Genomic DNA, 15,858 nt, shown 5'->3' on the forward strand with positions numbered 1-15,858 from the left:
AAGGGTTCCATTTTGCTACTTTAGGGGATCCCGCCAACTTCTCGTGTAGGATCTGCGCGTATGATTTGAAGAGTACACACCCTCTTTCCCAGCTTCGTCAGCCCTTTCCCAGGTTTTCATGTCATTTGAGAATCGTTCCACCGCCCCTGAACTCTTAATCCATGTCTTGCGGGAGGGGTTGACCGAATCTATCCATCATTGCCAAGCTGTCGTGGCCGATAGCCGCGGGCGTTCTCTGGCCATGGCCGGCAACAGCACCACCCCCGTCTTTGCCCGTTCTGCCCTCAAGCCTTTCCAAGCGCTGGCCATGCTCTCCACCGGCATCCGCGAGCGCTACCGCCTCACTGAGAAAGATATTGCCATCATGTGCGGATCCCATCAGGGCACCACGGCTCATGCGCGGCAGGTGTTCAGTATACTGTGGCGGGCCGATCTGTCTCCCGATTTGCTGGTCTGCCCCACCCCACCCGGCAAGCCCAGCCCCCTGTGCCACAACTGCTCCGGCAAACATGCTGGCATGCTCGTGGCCAGCCGCGCCCAAAACTGGACCTTGTCAGACTACGCCCAGCGGCAGCATCCGGTGCAAGCCCTAGTGCGGGCCAAGTTGGCGGATTTGCTGCAAATGCCCTCGGAAGAGTTTTTGTTTGCGCGGGATGACTGTGGGGTGCCCACCTACCAACTGCAACTGAATCACCTGGCCTCCCTATTCGCCCAACTGACTGCTGGCGAGCGGCCCGACTTGGAATCGGTAGCACGGGCCATGACCCATCACCCGGAGATGGTGGCTGGACAGGGGTGTTTCGACACGGAGTTGATGCGGGCTACTCAAGGGGATCTGGTGAGCAAATCGGGTGCTGAAGGGATCCAGTGCATTGGCCGGGTGGGGGAAGGCATGGGCCTGGCCATCAAGGTCCAGGATGGAGCCGCCCGGGCCAAGTATGCCCTGGCTTTGCACCTGCTGCAGCGCATGGGCTGGATCCAGCCTGCCGCCGCCGAGATGCTAGGGGAGCGCTTCCTTCGCGTCGGCCCCTACACCCGCCTCGAGGTAGAAGGGGAGCTGCGCATGCCTTGAAGACTCAGCGCTGGAAGGGGTTTTGGTAAGGATTGGGGTTGGAGCTCTGGCCTTTGTTGCGGTACTTGGGGTTGATGGTTAGAGTGCCGGATCCCAGGCCCCGCTGCGCCAAGAACTCCAGGTTGCGGCGGCGCATGGTGGTGTCGTAGTCGTTCTTGACGCGATCTTCGAGGATGGCCACCTGCTGCAGCGCGCTCAGCAAGATAGCAGCAGCTTGCTCGGAGGTGTAGCCATTCTGGGAGGCATAGCGCACGGCAAACTCGTCGGCTGCTACCTGGGCCTTCTGGCCCTTCTCCGCTTTGCGCAACAGAAACACCGCTGACGCGGCCAAGCCTGCTGCTAAGCCAACGCCGAGGTTATCTCCCATCTGCAGCTCTACCAAAATGCCCATGCTGCCGGCCCCGATCAAGGCGGGATACAGCAACAACGCCGACCAGTTATCCCCCAAAGCCAGCTCTGTGGCCATCACCGCTTCTCGCAAGAAGTAGATCTTCTGCTGGTCAGGGCTCAGCTTCTGCCAACGGCTGAGGTCAATGGCAAAGCGAGAGTACTTTTGCCAGGGGAAGCGCCACAACGGCTGCACAACCCGAGACTGGTCAGGGGTGCCGATCTCGATCTGCACTTCAGGGCGGATCTCCACTGGGAGAAACTGGATCAGGCGGTCAAAGTCGGAAATGGTATACATGCTGGCACAGTGCGGCTAAGGGAGCGCCTGGAGAGGATTACCCATAGTAAAAGATTCTAGCCTTCCTTGCAGGCCAGCTCCAAGCAAGCTTTTTGCAATAGGGCTGGCGGCAGAGGGACAAGCCTGAGCCTAGATGGAAAGGGGGTATGCCGCGTAACATACTCCCGACCCTGTAGCTAGCTTCCCGCAGGGTTGCTACGCATACAGCGCGGGGCTTCTCGGCGGTTTAGCTAAACCTGAGGTGAGCAATCTATTTGGCGGATTGCCCAAGGGACTGAATTTATCATCCCAGTCAAACCCTTGAGGACCAAGACAGCCGTTATCTTAGTTTGAAGAGGGATCCCTGCTGGGGTGTTTGAGATTGGTCAAATCGTTGAGGCGGCGCAGGATCCCCCATCCCTGTAGGGCCTCCAGCAGGGCTTCCCGCACAACCGCTACCGTCTCTTGGTCGAGGGCCAACCGCAGATAATCCACCGCCAGCCGGGTTTGCTCGGGATCCAGGTGGGACATTAAGCTCTGCAAGCGGCGAACGCCCGCCAGCCGTCGGAAGGGATCGGGAGAAGCAATGTCGCTGAGGTCGCGCTCCAATTGAGACCGTTGCCGCTCTTGTCGGCCCCTGAGCCACTCCCCAAACAGCAGCGACAACAAGGCTAGAGTGGCCAATCCCTGTAGAATGGCACCGGTGGCCAGCCAGCGTTGGGTGGATTCTGCCCAGATGGAGATGAGGGTGTAGGTGCCCAAGGTGGCGGCTGCTCCCGAACCAATTGCCAGCAAAAGCCAGCGATCCGCCTGCCGAAACCAAGCTTGCCACTCCTGCCAGCGGCGGTTGAACTCAGGGCTGCGCACCCCCTGTAGCCCCAACATCACCAAGGTGCCCACCCCCAGAGAGAGCGCCAGCCGCCCATTCCAGAAGGCCAGCCCTGCCAATGCCAAGCCCGACAGGGCCAGAACCCGCCATTGCGGCCCCGATAGGATCCACAGAGCAACTTGGGATCCCGTCTCCACTGCCCCACGCCCCACCCGCTGCAGATACTCTGACCAGGATCCCTGGCCGGAAGAAGGGCGACCCGATTGATGTTTCACCGATGGCAACTCCCAAAACTCGGCCCTATCTGGCCCTTTGCAAGGCGGCAAGATAGGTCAACGTTCTCTAAATTATGCTCTTATGCTTTGCCGGTGGAGTCGAGATAGGCTTTCCACCCTTGGGCTTGCAACTGATCGTTTTTCTCCTGCACCGCCTGTTTTAGGCTTTCCCGATAGGCGATCACCCGCCGGAGCAGATCGGGATCCCCACTGGCTAGGATCTGCACCGCCAGCAGACCCGCATTGTAGCCGTTGCCAATGGCCACCGTGGCCACCGGGATCCCTTTGGGCATTTGCACAATCGAGTATAAGGAGTCGATCCCCTGCAGGGATGGGCTGAGCACCGGCACCCCGATCACCGGCAGAGGGGTGAGGGACGCCACCATCCCCGGCAAATGGGCTGCTCCCCCTGCCCCGGCAATAATGACGCGAATCCCTTGGGTATGGGCGCGGCGGGCAAACTCTACCATCGCCTCGGGAGTGCGATGGGCGCTGAGGATCTGCAATTGGTAAGGGATCCCAAACTCCTCACACACCTGGGCGGCAGGTGCAAGGGTGGGCAAATCGGAATCGCTGCCCATTACGATGGCAACGAGGGGGGAAGGTTCCATATCGCTAAGCGACGCTAACGCGAAAGGCTGCTGGCCCGGCGTAGCCGATCCATCATCGCATAGCCCAACCCCGTCGAGATGGGCGGGGGTTCTGCCAATAGGAGTGTGGCATCTCCCTCATCCAGGCGGCGCAGGCTGGCAAAGAGGGCGCGGGCGGCTGCCTTGGGATCCGAACCCAAACACTCCAAACTGAACGTGATCCCCGGCCAATGGCGGGAGAGGGTGTTCAGCAGAGCCTGCGGATCCGTGGCAAAGCTGAGGATGCCCAGGTGGGAATGACCGGTTGTCAGGTGCTGCACCTGTTGCCAATCGCCGGGCTGAAGCTGGGCAAAAGGGGTGGGCAAAAGCCGGAGGGGCTTACTGGGGGCATAGTGGCTGCTCAGTCGTCCCGGCGCTTCTGGCGGGCCCGTTGTGCCATCCTTGGGGGCCTGTTCTGGGGGCAACCGGATGGGCAACCCCAGGTGGGCCTCCAGGGCTTCCAGTGGGATCCCTCCTGGGCGCAGCAGCGTTGGGATCCCTTCGGGGCTGAGCTTTAGCACGGTGGACTCCAGGCCCACAGCACACTCTCCCCCATCCAAGATGTAAGGGATCCGCCCTCCCAACTCTGCATAGACGGCCTGGGCTGAGGTGGGGCTGATGCGGCCAAAGCGATTGGCACTGGGGGCAGCCAGAGGGGTTTGCACCGCCTGCAACAAAGCTTGAGCCACCGGGTGAGCAGGCACCCGCAGGGCAACAGTAGGCAACCCGCTGCTCACCAGATCCGGCACGGTGGGACACTTGGGCAGCACCAAGGTTAGGGGCCCCGGCCAGAAGGTGTCGATCAGGGATCCCAGCAGAGCACGGGCGGTGGGAGTAAAAGCCGACACATCCACCAGCCACCCCTGCAGCTGCTCTAGGGTCACCCCAGCCGGCAGATGCAGGATCAGGGGATCGAAGCGGGGGCGCTCCTTGGCGGCAAAAATGTTTGCCACTGCCTGCTCATCCAAGCCATTGCCCGCCAGGCCGTAAACCGTCTCCGTGGGGATGGCCACCAACTGGCCCTGCAGCAAGGCCGCAGCCGCTACGGCAATGTGCTCAGGAGTGGGCGAAAGAATTTCCGTCTGCATCCATAACTCGGATTTGGGGTGGGGCTAGGGATCCCGTTCTGCAATCCATTTTCGCGCCTGGTAGAGAGCGATGTTGATTTGATCCCCAAACAGCAGCGCCAAGGAAGTGAGCCAAACCCAGAGCAGCAGCACAATAACTGCCCCCACCGCCCCGTAGACTTGGTTGAACTGCCCAAAGTGCTCCACGTAAATCCGCAGCCCCCACGACACCCCAACCCACAGTAGGCTGGCCACGATGGCCCCCGGCCAAATCGGGATTTGGGGTCGGCGCAAGCTGGGGCCAAATCGATACAGCACCCAGCAGGAGAAGACGACCAGCCCCAGCGAAATCGGCCAGGTGAGGATCCCCCACAAGTTCAGCCCCAGCTCTCGCAGGGGATCCAACTGAGTCGGCCCGCCAACTTCCTGCGCTAAGAATCCCGCTTTCCTGTACAAGAAGCGCAAAAAGCTGGCAGTAAACTACCCGACCCTACACCGCCTTAGCAGTGTAGCGCGGGCTTTCAGTAGCCCTGCAGTTGGCAAGCCAACCACGAACCTCTAGGCTGGTTTACAGCAGCCCCCAAAAGCGCAATCACATTCGCACCATTCAAATCCGCATCCCCTTCCCATCCACAGTGTCCACACTTAAACTGCTTCCCACTGCGATAGGATTGCGCAGGGTCGGGATGAATGTGCAAACACCGGTGGCAGGTCTGCGACGTGTAGGCAGGCGGCACCAGAATCAAGGTAACCCCTGCACGCAGAGCCTTGTATTCCAGAAACTGCCTCAGCTGGTAGAACGCCCAACTGTTGGCCCTGCGCCGTTCAGCTTTGCTGCGTGGCTGTTGATTGACCCTTTCCCGGATCCCTGTCAAGTCTTCCAGAGCAATAGCGCTGTTTGTGACCTTTGCCCTAGAGACAATAGCTTTGGAGATGCGATGATTGACCCACGCTTGAAAGCGTCTCTCCTTGCCAGACAGCCGTTGCAGCAGTTCTCTGCATCTGCGCCGCGAACTGCGTGTGCCCTTACTGGCTTTGCGTTGGAGTACCGCCCTCAACCGGGAGTAGTGGTCTCGGACTCTGTTCAACTGCTGTCCATTCCAGTTCTTCCCCTCTGAGGTATGAGCGATATCTATCCTTCCCAAATCCACCCCGATCACCTTGTCGGTATCTTGTTGCTTGGGTGGTTTTTTCTCTACGCAAATCTGGATGTAGTAGGAGCCGTCTCTGCGCTTGACCAGAGTGGCCGATTTGGGATTGGAGCCCGCCAACTGTTCTCTCTGGTAACGGCCAATCGCCAGCTCAAAGCGCTCTCGACCCTCCACTGTGGTCAGCGACACCGTCCAGTCTTTCTCGCGGAACGAAAAGATACGAGCGTCATAGGTCGCGAAGCCCCCCTTGTTCGCGTTAGCGTCGCGTAGCGACAACGCTTTGACGGGGCGGTTTTTCTGTCGGGCAACCTTGCGGGCACCGGCCAGCCGTCTGCAGACCTGCTGGTCGCGTAAGCGGGACGTAGTCCTTGCCAAGTTACTGGACAAGCCGAACCGGGCACGGATTTCGCGGTAGCACAGAGATTGAAGTTTAACGGCGTTGGTGACTTTCTCGGGCGTGTTTTGGTTGACCCAGTTCAACGCCTGCACAAAGGCATCCAAGGTCGCGTCCAACTTTGCGGCCTGCGACTGGGACACCTTGAGCTTACAGGAGACGGTCAGGACTTGGGTCATGGTTCTATCGTAACTTCCGCATTCCTCCCGACACTGACCCTACGGGTACAGTGCGGGGCTCCTGCGATTTCTAGCTGACGGCGCGAACGGGATCCCCAGCGCCCACAGCCGCTCAACCAGTCGCTCCAGCAGCCTCATGGTTCAGCACTTCAGCCCACTGCGGTAGGTACTGGGAAAAATCTTGCTTTTTGACAAACCGAAAAGGCCCGGATAGGGATCCCCAGATCACTTGATCGGTCTCCGGATCCCGACCTTGATCCAAGCTGTGAAAGTAGTCGGCTCCGATCTCAAACTCGCTGTACAAATAGGTGGTTCTGCCTTTGCGTTCAACAATACAGCCTTTGCCGGGCAGGCTGCGGCCCCGATAGCAGGATCCCGTCCATTCCACCTGGGTGACACAGCCGGGCAAGAGTTCCAACTCCGCTGCTGTCAGACCGGCCAATTTCCCCTTCGCGTAAGCGTTGCATAGCAACAACTCTCGACCGGCGCACCTGTAGGAGTCAGGAGCCGTCAAAGCATAGTTTTGAATCCGGATCCCATCTGGAGTGTCGAAGAGGTGGATCACCCGCTGTCGGTAAGGCTGCTCAGGATAAATGTCGTACAGTTGCTCCACGTAAAACCCCACCCCCTGGAACACCGACCAAGGCAAGGGGCATTGGTACACATGAATGTTGGCAAACCAGACGGGCTCTGCGAGCGCCTGCTGCAGGTTGTTGAAGTGCCCTGCCATCCAGGTGGCCAGTTGGGCCAGTTGGGCGGAAACAGACATAGGTTCAGATAGATTCAATAGAGATTGAGAAGATTCTGTTTGAGCACTCCTGATCCTGCAGACTTTGTCCAACTGTCAGGGACTCCGTCGCGATGGCGCACTCCATAACACACTCTACAAAACTACACCAGGGAATAGCTTGGTAGCCCTGTACTTGAGTGCGGGGTGGAAAAGCCCTTGGGCAACTTGATTTAATTTATTTAAGGGAATTTAAGGGATTTAAGAGAGCATTGTTGCTTACCGTCACCCGCCCTGTCTCTGGCGGAGTTGTTGCCATGGGCAGGGGAACCGCAACCCTGTGGCGACGAGGCCGTTCGCGCCACTCGGACGGAGTTCTTGAAGGGGATTGGGTTGCAGGGACAGGCTAGAGTAGAGGAGCCGGACTCCTGTGCCTGATACATTTACGCTGAACACTGCTGAACATCACTGTTCAACTATGCAGCGATAGCATTCTGTTTGTTTCCATTCGCGTTAGCGGGACGGAGTCCAAACAGAATGGCGGTATCCCGCAAAGCTTTGAGTAGAATACCCAAAGCGCAGTTTCCGTGTCGTCTTACTACCAATTTTCTGCTTTGCTTTGGCTACCATGTTGGCAGACTCGAAAGTAAACAGAAAGATCAACTGGTAGTAATCCGTACTGAACATATTATACATTATTTTCAGTATAGTTGAGCTTATTATTGACTAGAGTCATGCTCTTGAGATCTCGTCTAAGATGGTATTGATGTCGGCCCTACCCATTCCCCTGCTGGGGCAGTCCTTGTCTGCTCTGAAAGACTGGGCGGTTGCCCAAGGACAGCCGGCCTATCGCGGGCAACAACTGCATGCTTGGATCTACCAAAAAGGGATCCGCTCCCTGGAACAGGTGACGGTGTTTCCTAGGGCTTGGCGAGAGGCGGTGCAAAGCTACCCAGTGGGACGCTCGCGCATTGTACAGCGGACAGAGGCCCGCGATGGTACTGTGAAGTTTCTGCTGGGGTTGGCGGATGGGCAGTTGATCGAAACGGTAGGGATCCCAACGGCCAAGCGTCTGACGGTCTGCGTCTCTTCTCAGGTGGGCTGCCCGATGGCCTGCGATTTCTGTGCCACCGGCAAGATGGGCTACCGGCGCAACCTAGAGCTGCACGAGATTCTGGATCAGGTGTTGACGGTGCAGGAAGATTTTGGCCGTCGCGTCAGCCATGTGGTCTTTATGGGCATGGGGGAACCCCTGCTCAACCGCGATACGGTGGTACAAGCCATCCGCAGCCTGAATCAAGATATCGGCATCGGCCAACGGCATATCACCCTCTCGACGGTGGGGGTACCCCGGCAAATTGCCTGGCTGGCGCAGCAGGATCTGCAAGTTACCCTGGCCGTCAGCTTGCATGCCCCCAATCAAGACCTGCGGCAACGGTTGATCCCTTCGGCAGCCCACTACCCTCTGGACACTCTGATCCAGGATTGCCGCGACTACATGCTGCGCACCGGGCGGCGAGTCAGTTTTGAATATACCCTGCTATCGGGGGTCAACGACCTGCCCATTCATGCCCGCCAACTGGCGCAATTGCTGCAGCAGGCCAGCCGGTCAGGGGTACAACTGCACGTGAACCTGATCCCTTACAACCCTATCTCTGGAGCCGACTATCAACGCCCCCACCCGGCACGAGTCAAAGCGTTCGTCCGCCAGCTTGAGCAACACCAGGTGCGGGCCACCGTGCGCCAAACCCGTGGCTTGGATGGCAATGCCGCATGTGGTCAACTGCGGGGATCCTTCCTGCGTTCTTTGCCAGGGGATTTGTAATCGCCGCGCAACGCTTGCGCGAGTACATCAGCTCAGTCCGCAGGCGCATTTTAGCCAGGCGGCATCCTGTTCTGGCAAGGTGGCGTGGTGCATGGCGTAAACCTGCCGGTGATACTCGTCCAGCCAGGCTCGCTGCACCTCGTTCAACAGTTCCCAATCGATTAAGCGCCCATCAAAAGGGATCCAAGTTAGGGAGCGAAAGCCCATCCAGCCCTCGGGCTCGGGAATGGCAATCACCTCGTAGAGGTTCTCCAGGCGGATCCCACCCCATCCCGGCTGGTAGTAGCCCGGCTCGATGCTGTTGATCATGCCCACTTTGAGAGGGGTGCTGGCGCGGCGGTGGATCCCGTTGGGCCCCTCGTGGACATTCAAAAAGGCGCCGACACCGTGGCCGGTGCCATGGCCATAGTCCAGCCCGGCCTGCCAAAGGGTAGAGCGGGCGATCCCATCCAACGAGACTCCATAGGTGTCGGGGGGGAAGATCTGGCGGGCGCATTGAATGTGGGCCTTGAGCACCTCGGTATAGCGCCGCTTGCACAAGGGATCCGCGGGTTGCGGGCCAATCCAAACGGTGCGGGTATCGTCGGTGGTGCCCCCCAAGTAGTGGGATCCGGAGTCCAACAAAAACAGTTCGCCCGGCTGCAGCAGCTTTTGGGGATCTGGAGTGCTGTAGTGGATGATGGAGCTGTTGGCGCCGGCGCCGGCAATGGTGTTAAAGCTCAGACCCACCCACTCCCCTTCCTCCCGGTAGTGGGCCTCCATGATCGCGGCCACGTCGGCTTCGCTGATGGGGATCCCCTGTTGGATTTGCCGGTCGATCCAGGCCAGGGTACGGATCTTGGCCCGGCTGGCTTTGCGGTTGGCCAGGCGCATCTGTTCCAGCTCGGTGGGGTTTTTCACGGCCTTGAGGGCTTCTACTGGGTGCTCCAGCTCGCGGCAGCTCGCATCCTGCAGCAGCTCTTGAGTGCCCTGGGTGGTCTGCTTGGGATCCAAGCCCACCGGCGCATAGCTCTTGGCCCATTGGGGCAGTTGTTGGCTGTAGGTCTCGTAGGGCCAGAGTTCCACCCCGGCTTCTGCCAGAAATTGCCGAGATGGGGGACTGAGCCGCTCCAGATCTGTGAATAGAGCCGCTCTATCTAGGCTGACCAAAGCATAGGCCCAAAACACTGGGTTGTAGGGGATGTCGGATCCCCGCAGGTTAAACAGCCAGGCCACCTGATCCAATTTGGTCAGGGGCAGCAGCCCCACCCGTTTGCGGCGCATCTCCTGCCGGACTTGGGCCAGCTTTTCTGCAGGGGTGGCCCCGCTTAGGTGGGTGGGTACCGAGTCAATGGGCCGGTCAAAGGGAGCGGTAAGTCCCTGGGCCAACTTATCTACCAAGTTTTCCACGACCGGGATCAAAAGCACCCCTCCCGCTTGGGCATGGGCCTGCAACTGGCGATAGGTGGCCACCGCCACCGTAAAGGGATCCACCCCCAGGCGAAAGCCGGATCCCAGCTCTTCCACAATCTCCATCAGGCTGGGCTGATTCGGCAGACCTCCTTTGATCACTGTGAATAGGTTGGGATCCACCTCCCGCTCCGCCTGTTCGTGATAGCGGGGATCTACCCACAGCCAAGCCCTATCCCGACTGATCAGGGCATCCCCCACCGAGCCGGTAAAGCCTGTGATCCACTGGCGCCGCTTGCGATGTTCCGGCAAATACTCGTTGAGATGCTCATCGGCAGAGGGAACCCAAAAGCCATCCAGATCTTGCTCTTGCAGAAGCTGGCGCAACTGCTGCAAACGGGCAGCAACATCCAGGCGGGGCAGGGTTTGGAGCATGGCAGAGGGGTAAAGCTAAACGGCCAGGCTATCGCCATTCTAAACAAGGTTGGGCCGCCCCCACTTCCCGCCTTCAGTGGTCGGCCATTTCAGATAGCAGCCAGATAGCAGCCAATACCTCCCTCTTCCTATGGGTGAGGGAAGAAATCCGCCAGCTCTAGCGCTCCTCAGGAAAACCCGCTTCCCGCCAAGCCCGCATGCCCCCATCCATCGAGATCACCCGACGATAGCCCATTTTCTGTAGGTTATCGGCTGCCAACGCCGAACGAAACCCGCCGCCGCAGTACAGGACGATCTCCGCTTCTTTGTCGGGGATCACCCTCTCGATGTCCCGCTCAATGATCCCTTTGCTCAAGTGGATGGCTCCGGCAGCGTGGCCGGCTTGCCACTCCGACTCTTCCCGCACATCCACAAAATAGAAGGGATCCCCTTGCAGTTGTTTTTGCCTGACCTGCTCGACTGTCAGTTCTTGGATGCGGCTTTTGGCCTCGTTGACCAGGGCCAAGAAAGCTGGAGAGTGCTGGGGAGCCATGGAGAACAGGCGCTATGAGCCAAAGCTTATTCCAATCGATCTTATCTGGTCTGGACTTTGGGATCCCAACTGCCCTAAGGCTAGACTGGGATCCAGATTTGCCGGCTGGAGGCCCATGGCTTGAAATCCCGATCTAACTTTCCGCAACTGCTTTGGCCCCTTGCTCTGGCCGTGAGCTGGAGCATCCCCCTTGGATTGACAGCCGGTCACGTCAGCCGGACGGAGTCCTCGGCTTGGGCCCAAGCTGCCCCGATGCCCCTAGAAAGTGGGATCCAGCGGCAAGTTTCCAGCCCACCGCCAGCCGCCCTGGTGGAGTGGCTAAGCCAGCAGGTGGCCGCCGCCAACCGGCGGGATTTGCCAGGGGTGATGGCCGGCTACAGCCCCGACTTCCGCCACCGAGATGGGCTGGACCGGGAAGAGGTGGAAGGTGCCATCCGCAAGCTGTGGAGCTCTCATCCCAAGCTCACCTATTCGGCCCAGATCCTCTCCTGGCGGCAGGTGGGCCCTGAGATTGTTGCGGATATTCTCAGCCAAGTAGAGGGATCCCAATCCTCGGTGCGGGGGGACTTTCAGGTAGAAGCCTCTGCCCTGGTGCGCAATCGCTATCGCCCGGATCCAGCCAATCCCGGACAACTGCTGTTGATTGACCAAGAAGTGCTGCGGGAGGCCAGCACCCTCACCTCTGGATCTGCCCCTCCCACCGTCACCTTGAACCTGCCGGAGGTGGTCAAACCGGGATCCACCTATTCGCTGCAGGCGATTGTGGCAGAGCCTCTCACCCACTCTTTGCTGTTGGGCGCCGTTGCCGAACAACCCGTTGCCGGGGCGGGCTACCCAGAGGTGACCTCGTTTGCTCTCGAACCTCTACAGGCCGGAGGGATCTTCCTACAGGCAGATGCTCCGCAAGAACCCGGTGCTGAGTGGATTTCTGTGATGTTGGTTAACCAAACCGGCATCACGCTGGAGAGTCGGCGTCTTATCGTCAGCGATCGCTTGGCTCTGGAGGGATCCCTGGCCATCCCCACCGTCCCTTAGGAAATCTTCAGGATGATGAGGAATGGCTCTGGGGTAATCTGGACAGGCAGTTGAGCTTGTTAAGATGGGAAACTATGCGCCCCTCAGCTTGTTTGCTTTCTGGTGCTGGCCCTATCTTTGAGCGGTTGCGATAGCGGCGACTCCCTTGGTGCTCCGGTGGTGGATCGCCCCACTCCTGCCAGCAATTGACCGAACAATCCCGAGGGGTCTCGAAAGGTTGGGTCGAGGTGTCTTGAAAGGACCCAACCTCAAGAAACATTGACATCTTTAGACGCCCGTCCATTCCAAGCCCCGCTACAGCTATCTGCAAAACTATCCGCTCTCTCCCACCCCCAAGGCAACAACAGGCGGTCAGGGAAAGAGCGGTCTAGCGGGCCTTCAACTGGAACCTGACTGCCGGGAGGAACTCCAAGCGAGCCAGAACGTGAAGACTCTTCAGCAGACTGAAGGATCTAAGTTCAGACCGTTAGAGAACAGCCCCGGCGCACAGCCGGCTGAACCCAACTTGACGACCCTTACAACTACTACTATCTGGCATCCGCAGGAACCTCCCTTACTAAACGACACCCTGAGACTAGCACAAATCTTTTCTTGTTTTCTCGATCAGGGAGTTCATGCGGTGGTTTGTTGGAGCCGTTTGAGAGCTCCAGGCGCTCTGGGTGACTGTGGGCTTCGGATCCCCTGTCCCACAAGAGGGGTGAGGGATGGACTGCTGAGGATAAGGCAACAGCGTAGGATAGAAGGACGCCCTCTAGTTGGCTCGAGTTGCCGTGGACTACAAAAGTACCCTCAACCTGCCCCAAACTCAGTTTCCCATGCGGGCAGAGGCCGCCAAGAGAGAACCCGCCATTCAAGCCTTTTGGCAGGAAGAGCAAATCTACCAGCGCCTTGCCGACCACAATCCTGGGGATCCCTTTGTCCTGCACGATGGACCGCCCTACGCCAATGGCGATATCCACATGGGCACCACCCTCAACAAGATCCTCAAGGATATCGTCAACAAGTACCACATCCTGCAGGGGCGCAAGGTGCGCTACGTGCCCGGCTGGGATTGCCACGGCCTGCCCATCGAACTGAAAGTGTTGCAAAGCCTCACCCCGCAGGAGCGGGAAAACCTCACCCCTCTGCAGCTGCGACAAAAAGCCAAGGAGTACGCCCTGCACTACGTTGATGTGCAGCGGGCCAGTTTTCAGCGCCTGGGGGTATGGGGATCCTGGGATCGGCCCTACCTGACGCTGTCGCCGGAGTACGAAGCCGCACAGATTGAGGTGTTTGGACAAATGGCCCTCAAGGGCTACATCTACCGCGGCCTCAAACCCGTCCACTGGAGCCCCAGCTCCCAGACGGCTCTGGCGGAAGCGGAGCTGGAGTACCCTGACAACCACATCTCCCCCAGCATCTACGTGGCCTTTCCGCTACAGAGCCTGAGTCCGGCGGCGCAGCCGGTTTTGGAGCCTTTCATGCCGGGCCTGCGGGCAGCCATCTGGACCACCACCCCTTGGACGATCCCGGCCAACCTGGCTCTCTGCTTTAACCCCAAGCTCACCTATGCAGTGGTGGAGTCTCCCCGCTTCGGCCTGCTGTTGATCGCCGCCGATCTGCGGGAGCGGCTGGAGAAGGTTCTGGAGACGCCTCTGGAGATCAAGGCCACCCTGCCGGGATCCGCCCTGGAATACAGTCAAGGACGGCACCCCCTCTTTGACCGCGCCAGCCTCTGCGTGCTGGGGGACTACGTCACCACCGAGTCCGGCACCGGCATTGTGCACACAGCTCCGGGGCATGGGGAAGATGACTTCAAAACCGGCCAAAAGTATGGTCTGCCCATTCTCAGCCCTGTGGACGATCAGGGGAGATTTACCGCCGAGGCTGGATCCCAGTTCGTCGGGTTGGATGTGCTCTCCAAGAAGCCGGAGACCAGCGGCAATGCTGCTGTCATCCAGGCTCTGCAGGCTGCGGGGGCTTTGCTCAAGGAAGAGCCCTACAACCACAAATATCCCTACGACTGGCGCACGAAAGAGCCAACGATTTTCCGGGCCACCGAGCAGTGGTTTGCGTCTGTAGCTGGCTTCCGGGAGCTGGCCCTGCAGGCCATTAAAACCGTGAAATGGATCCCGGCCATCGGGGAGAACCGCATCACTGCTATGGTGTCGGAGCGTTCGGATTGGTGTATTTCCCGCCAGCGGGCTTGGGGCGTGCCCATCCCCGTCTTTTACGACGAAGAAACCGGCGAGGTTCTGCTCACCGCCGAGACCCTCGACCACATCAAGGCCATTTTTGCCCAAGAGGGATCCGACGCCTGGTGGAAGCGCCCGGTGGAGGAGTTGCTGCCGGAGAAGTACCGCCACAATGGCCGCACCTACCGCAAAGGGATGGACACCATGGACGTGTGGTTTGACTCCGGCTCCTCCTGGGCGGCAGTGGCCAAGGCCCAAGGGCTGGGCTACCCGGTGGATCTGTATTTGGAAGGCTCCGACCAACACCGAGGCTGGTTCCAATCCAGTTTGCTTACCTCCGTGGCCGTCAACGGCCATGCCCCCTACAAGGCGGTGCTCACCCATGGGTTTGTGCTGGACGAGAAGGGCCAGAAAATGAGCAAGTCCCTGGGGAATGTCATCGATCCGCTGGTGTTAATCAACGGCGGCAAAGATCCCCAGACGGATCCCGCCTACGGGGCGGATGTGCTGCGCCTGTGGGTCTCCAGTGTGGACTACTCCGGGGATGTGCCGCTGGGTAAGACCATTCTTGGGCAAATGGCGGATGTATATCGCAAAATCCGCAACACAGCTCGCTTTTTGCTGAGCAACCTCTACGATTTCAATCCGGCTCAGGATGCCGTTCCTTTTGAAGCCTTGACGGAGTTGGATCGCTACATTCTGCACCGCCTGCACGAGGTGGGATCCGAGATCGGCGAATCTTTTGCCAGCTATCAGTTCTACCGATTTTTCCAGGCGATTCAGAACTTTTGTGTGGTGGATCTCTCCAACTTTTACCTGGATATTGGCAAGGATCGCCTCTACATCAGCCATGCCCAAAGTCTACGGCGGCGACAATGTCAAACGGTGCTCTCCCTGTTGCTGGAGAACTTGGCCAAGGCCATCGCCCCCGTTCTCTCCCACCTGGCCGAAGAGATTTGGAGCCATCTGCCCTATCCCAAGCCCACCCGTTCGGTGTTTGAGGGGGGGTGGATGAAGCTGCCGGAGCACTGGCGGGATCCCCAGTTGGCGGCCATTTGGGAGCAGCTGCGAGAGGTGCGCCAAGAGGTGAACAAGGCTCTGGAGCAAGCCCGTACCGGTCGCGTTAGCGGGACGGAGTCCTTTAAGCCCATCGGCGCTTCCACCGAGGCCAAGGTAATCCTGAAGGTAGCGGATCCCAGCCTATACGCTCTTTTGCAGGAGCGGGCTGCCGAGTTGCGCTACTTGTTCATCACCTCACAGGTGGAACTGGAGAAAACCTCAGGTCAAGGCTTGGAGGTCTCTGTTTTTCCGGCTGACGGCCAAAAGTGCGTGCGCTGCTGGAACTATTCCACCCGTGTGGGGGAATTTGCCGAACATCCAGAGCTGTGTGAGCGTTGTGTAGCCGCTCTGGCCGGGGAGTTTTGAATTAGTTTTGAATTAAGGACTCGTCCTGCTGGCGGGAAGGGATCCCCCTCTTTGAA

13 protein-coding genes are annotated in these 15,858 nt (G+C 59.1%); 4 read left to right on the plus strand and 9 right to left on the minus strand.

The genetic code is table 11. From position 1 onward, the window contains the following. Positions 1–118 precede the first annotated feature (118 nt). A complete protein-coding gene (locus ACVW0C_RS07005) occupies positions 119–1,072 on the plus strand; it encodes an asparaginase (RefSeq protein WP_414424459.1) in 954 nt (317 codons plus the stop codon). A gap of 4 nt (positions 1,073–1,076) precedes the next feature. On the opposite strand, the gene ACVW0C_RS07010 is transcribed toward ACVW0C_RS07005, so the two are convergent. The 7 genes from ACVW0C_RS07010 to ACVW0C_RS07040 form a co-directional block, all read right to left on the minus strand. Further along, positions 1,077–1,757 carry a DUF3318 domain-containing protein gene (locus tag ACVW0C_RS07010; RefSeq protein WP_414390730.1) on the minus strand — a complete coding sequence of 227 codons (681 nt, stop codon included), beginning with the start codon at positions 1,755–1,757 and terminating at the stop codon, positions 1,077–1,079. 324 nt (positions 1,758–2,081) lie between these two features. Further along, positions 2,082–2,840: a hypothetical protein gene (locus ACVW0C_RS07015; protein WP_457384737.1), complete on the minus strand. Its 759-nt coding sequence runs from the start codon at positions 2,838–2,840 to the stop codon at positions 2,082–2,084. A gap of 80 nt (positions 2,841–2,920) precedes the next feature. Next, positions 2,921–3,451, minus strand: coding sequence for a 5-(carboxyamino)imidazole ribonucleotide mutase (gene purE / locus ACVW0C_RS07020; protein WP_457384738.1), 531 nt, complete (start codon positions 3,449–3,451; stop codon positions 2,921–2,923). Positions 3,452–3,465: 14 nt separating this feature from the next. After that, entirely contained in the window at positions 3,466–4,557 is a 1,092-nt protein-coding gene (locus ACVW0C_RS07025; protein WP_414416909.1) for an L-threonylcarbamoyladenylate synthase, read from the minus strand. A gap of 24 nt (positions 4,558–4,581) precedes the next feature. Then, complete coding sequence (locus ACVW0C_RS07030) at positions 4,582–4,941, minus strand: YihY/virulence factor BrkB family protein (protein ID WP_414418851.1); 360 nt, start codon at positions 4,939–4,941, stop codon at positions 4,582–4,584. A 116-nt stretch (positions 4,942–5,057) separates the two neighbouring features. Beyond that, positions 5,058–6,260, minus strand: coding sequence for an RNA-guided endonuclease InsQ/TnpB family protein (locus ACVW0C_RS07035; protein ID WP_457384739.1), 1,203 nt, complete (start codon positions 6,258–6,260; stop codon positions 5,058–5,060). A gap of 112 nt (positions 6,261–6,372) precedes the next feature. Continuing rightward, complete coding sequence (locus tag ACVW0C_RS07040; protein WP_457384740.1) at positions 6,373–7,029, minus strand: CpcT/CpeT family chromophore lyase; 657 nt, start codon at positions 7,027–7,029, stop codon at positions 6,373–6,375. A 724-nt stretch (positions 7,030–7,753) separates the two neighbouring features. On the opposite strand from ACVW0C_RS07040, the gene rlmN reads away from it, so the two are divergent. Next, complete coding sequence (gene rlmN / locus ACVW0C_RS07045; RefSeq protein WP_457384741.1) at positions 7,754–8,812, plus strand: 23S rRNA (adenine(2503)-C(2))-methyltransferase RlmN; 1,059 nt, start codon at positions 7,754–7,756, stop codon at positions 8,810–8,812. A gap of 27 nt (positions 8,813–8,839) precedes the next feature. On the opposite strand, the gene ACVW0C_RS07050 is transcribed toward rlmN, so the two are convergent. Beyond that, entirely contained in the window at positions 8,840–10,636 is a 1,797-nt protein-coding gene (locus tag ACVW0C_RS07050; protein WP_457384742.1) for an aminopeptidase P family protein, read from the minus strand. Between the two features lie 157 nt (positions 10,637–10,793). Continuing rightward, positions 10,794–11,168, minus strand: a complete 375-nt coding sequence (locus tag ACVW0C_RS07055) for a rhodanese-like domain-containing protein (RefSeq protein ID WP_011432658.1) — start codon at positions 11,166–11,168, stop codon at positions 10,794–10,796. A gap of 120 nt (positions 11,169–11,288) precedes the next feature. Here ACVW0C_RS07055 and ACVW0C_RS07060 point away from each other — a divergent pair, with 120 nt between their 5' ends. Next, positions 11,289–12,203, plus strand: a complete 915-nt coding sequence (locus ACVW0C_RS07060) for a Cif family virulence factor (protein WP_414390385.1) — start codon at positions 11,289–11,291, stop codon at positions 12,201–12,203. Positions 12,204–12,958: 755 nt separating this feature from the next. Then, complete coding sequence (gene ileS, locus ACVW0C_RS07065) at positions 12,959–15,802, plus strand: isoleucine--tRNA ligase (protein WP_457384743.1); 2,844 nt, start codon at positions 12,959–12,961, stop codon at positions 15,800–15,802. The last annotated feature ends 56 nt before the right edge of the window (positions 15,803–15,858 follow it).

Source organism: Thermostichus sp. OS-CIW-26, assembly GCF_054058395.1.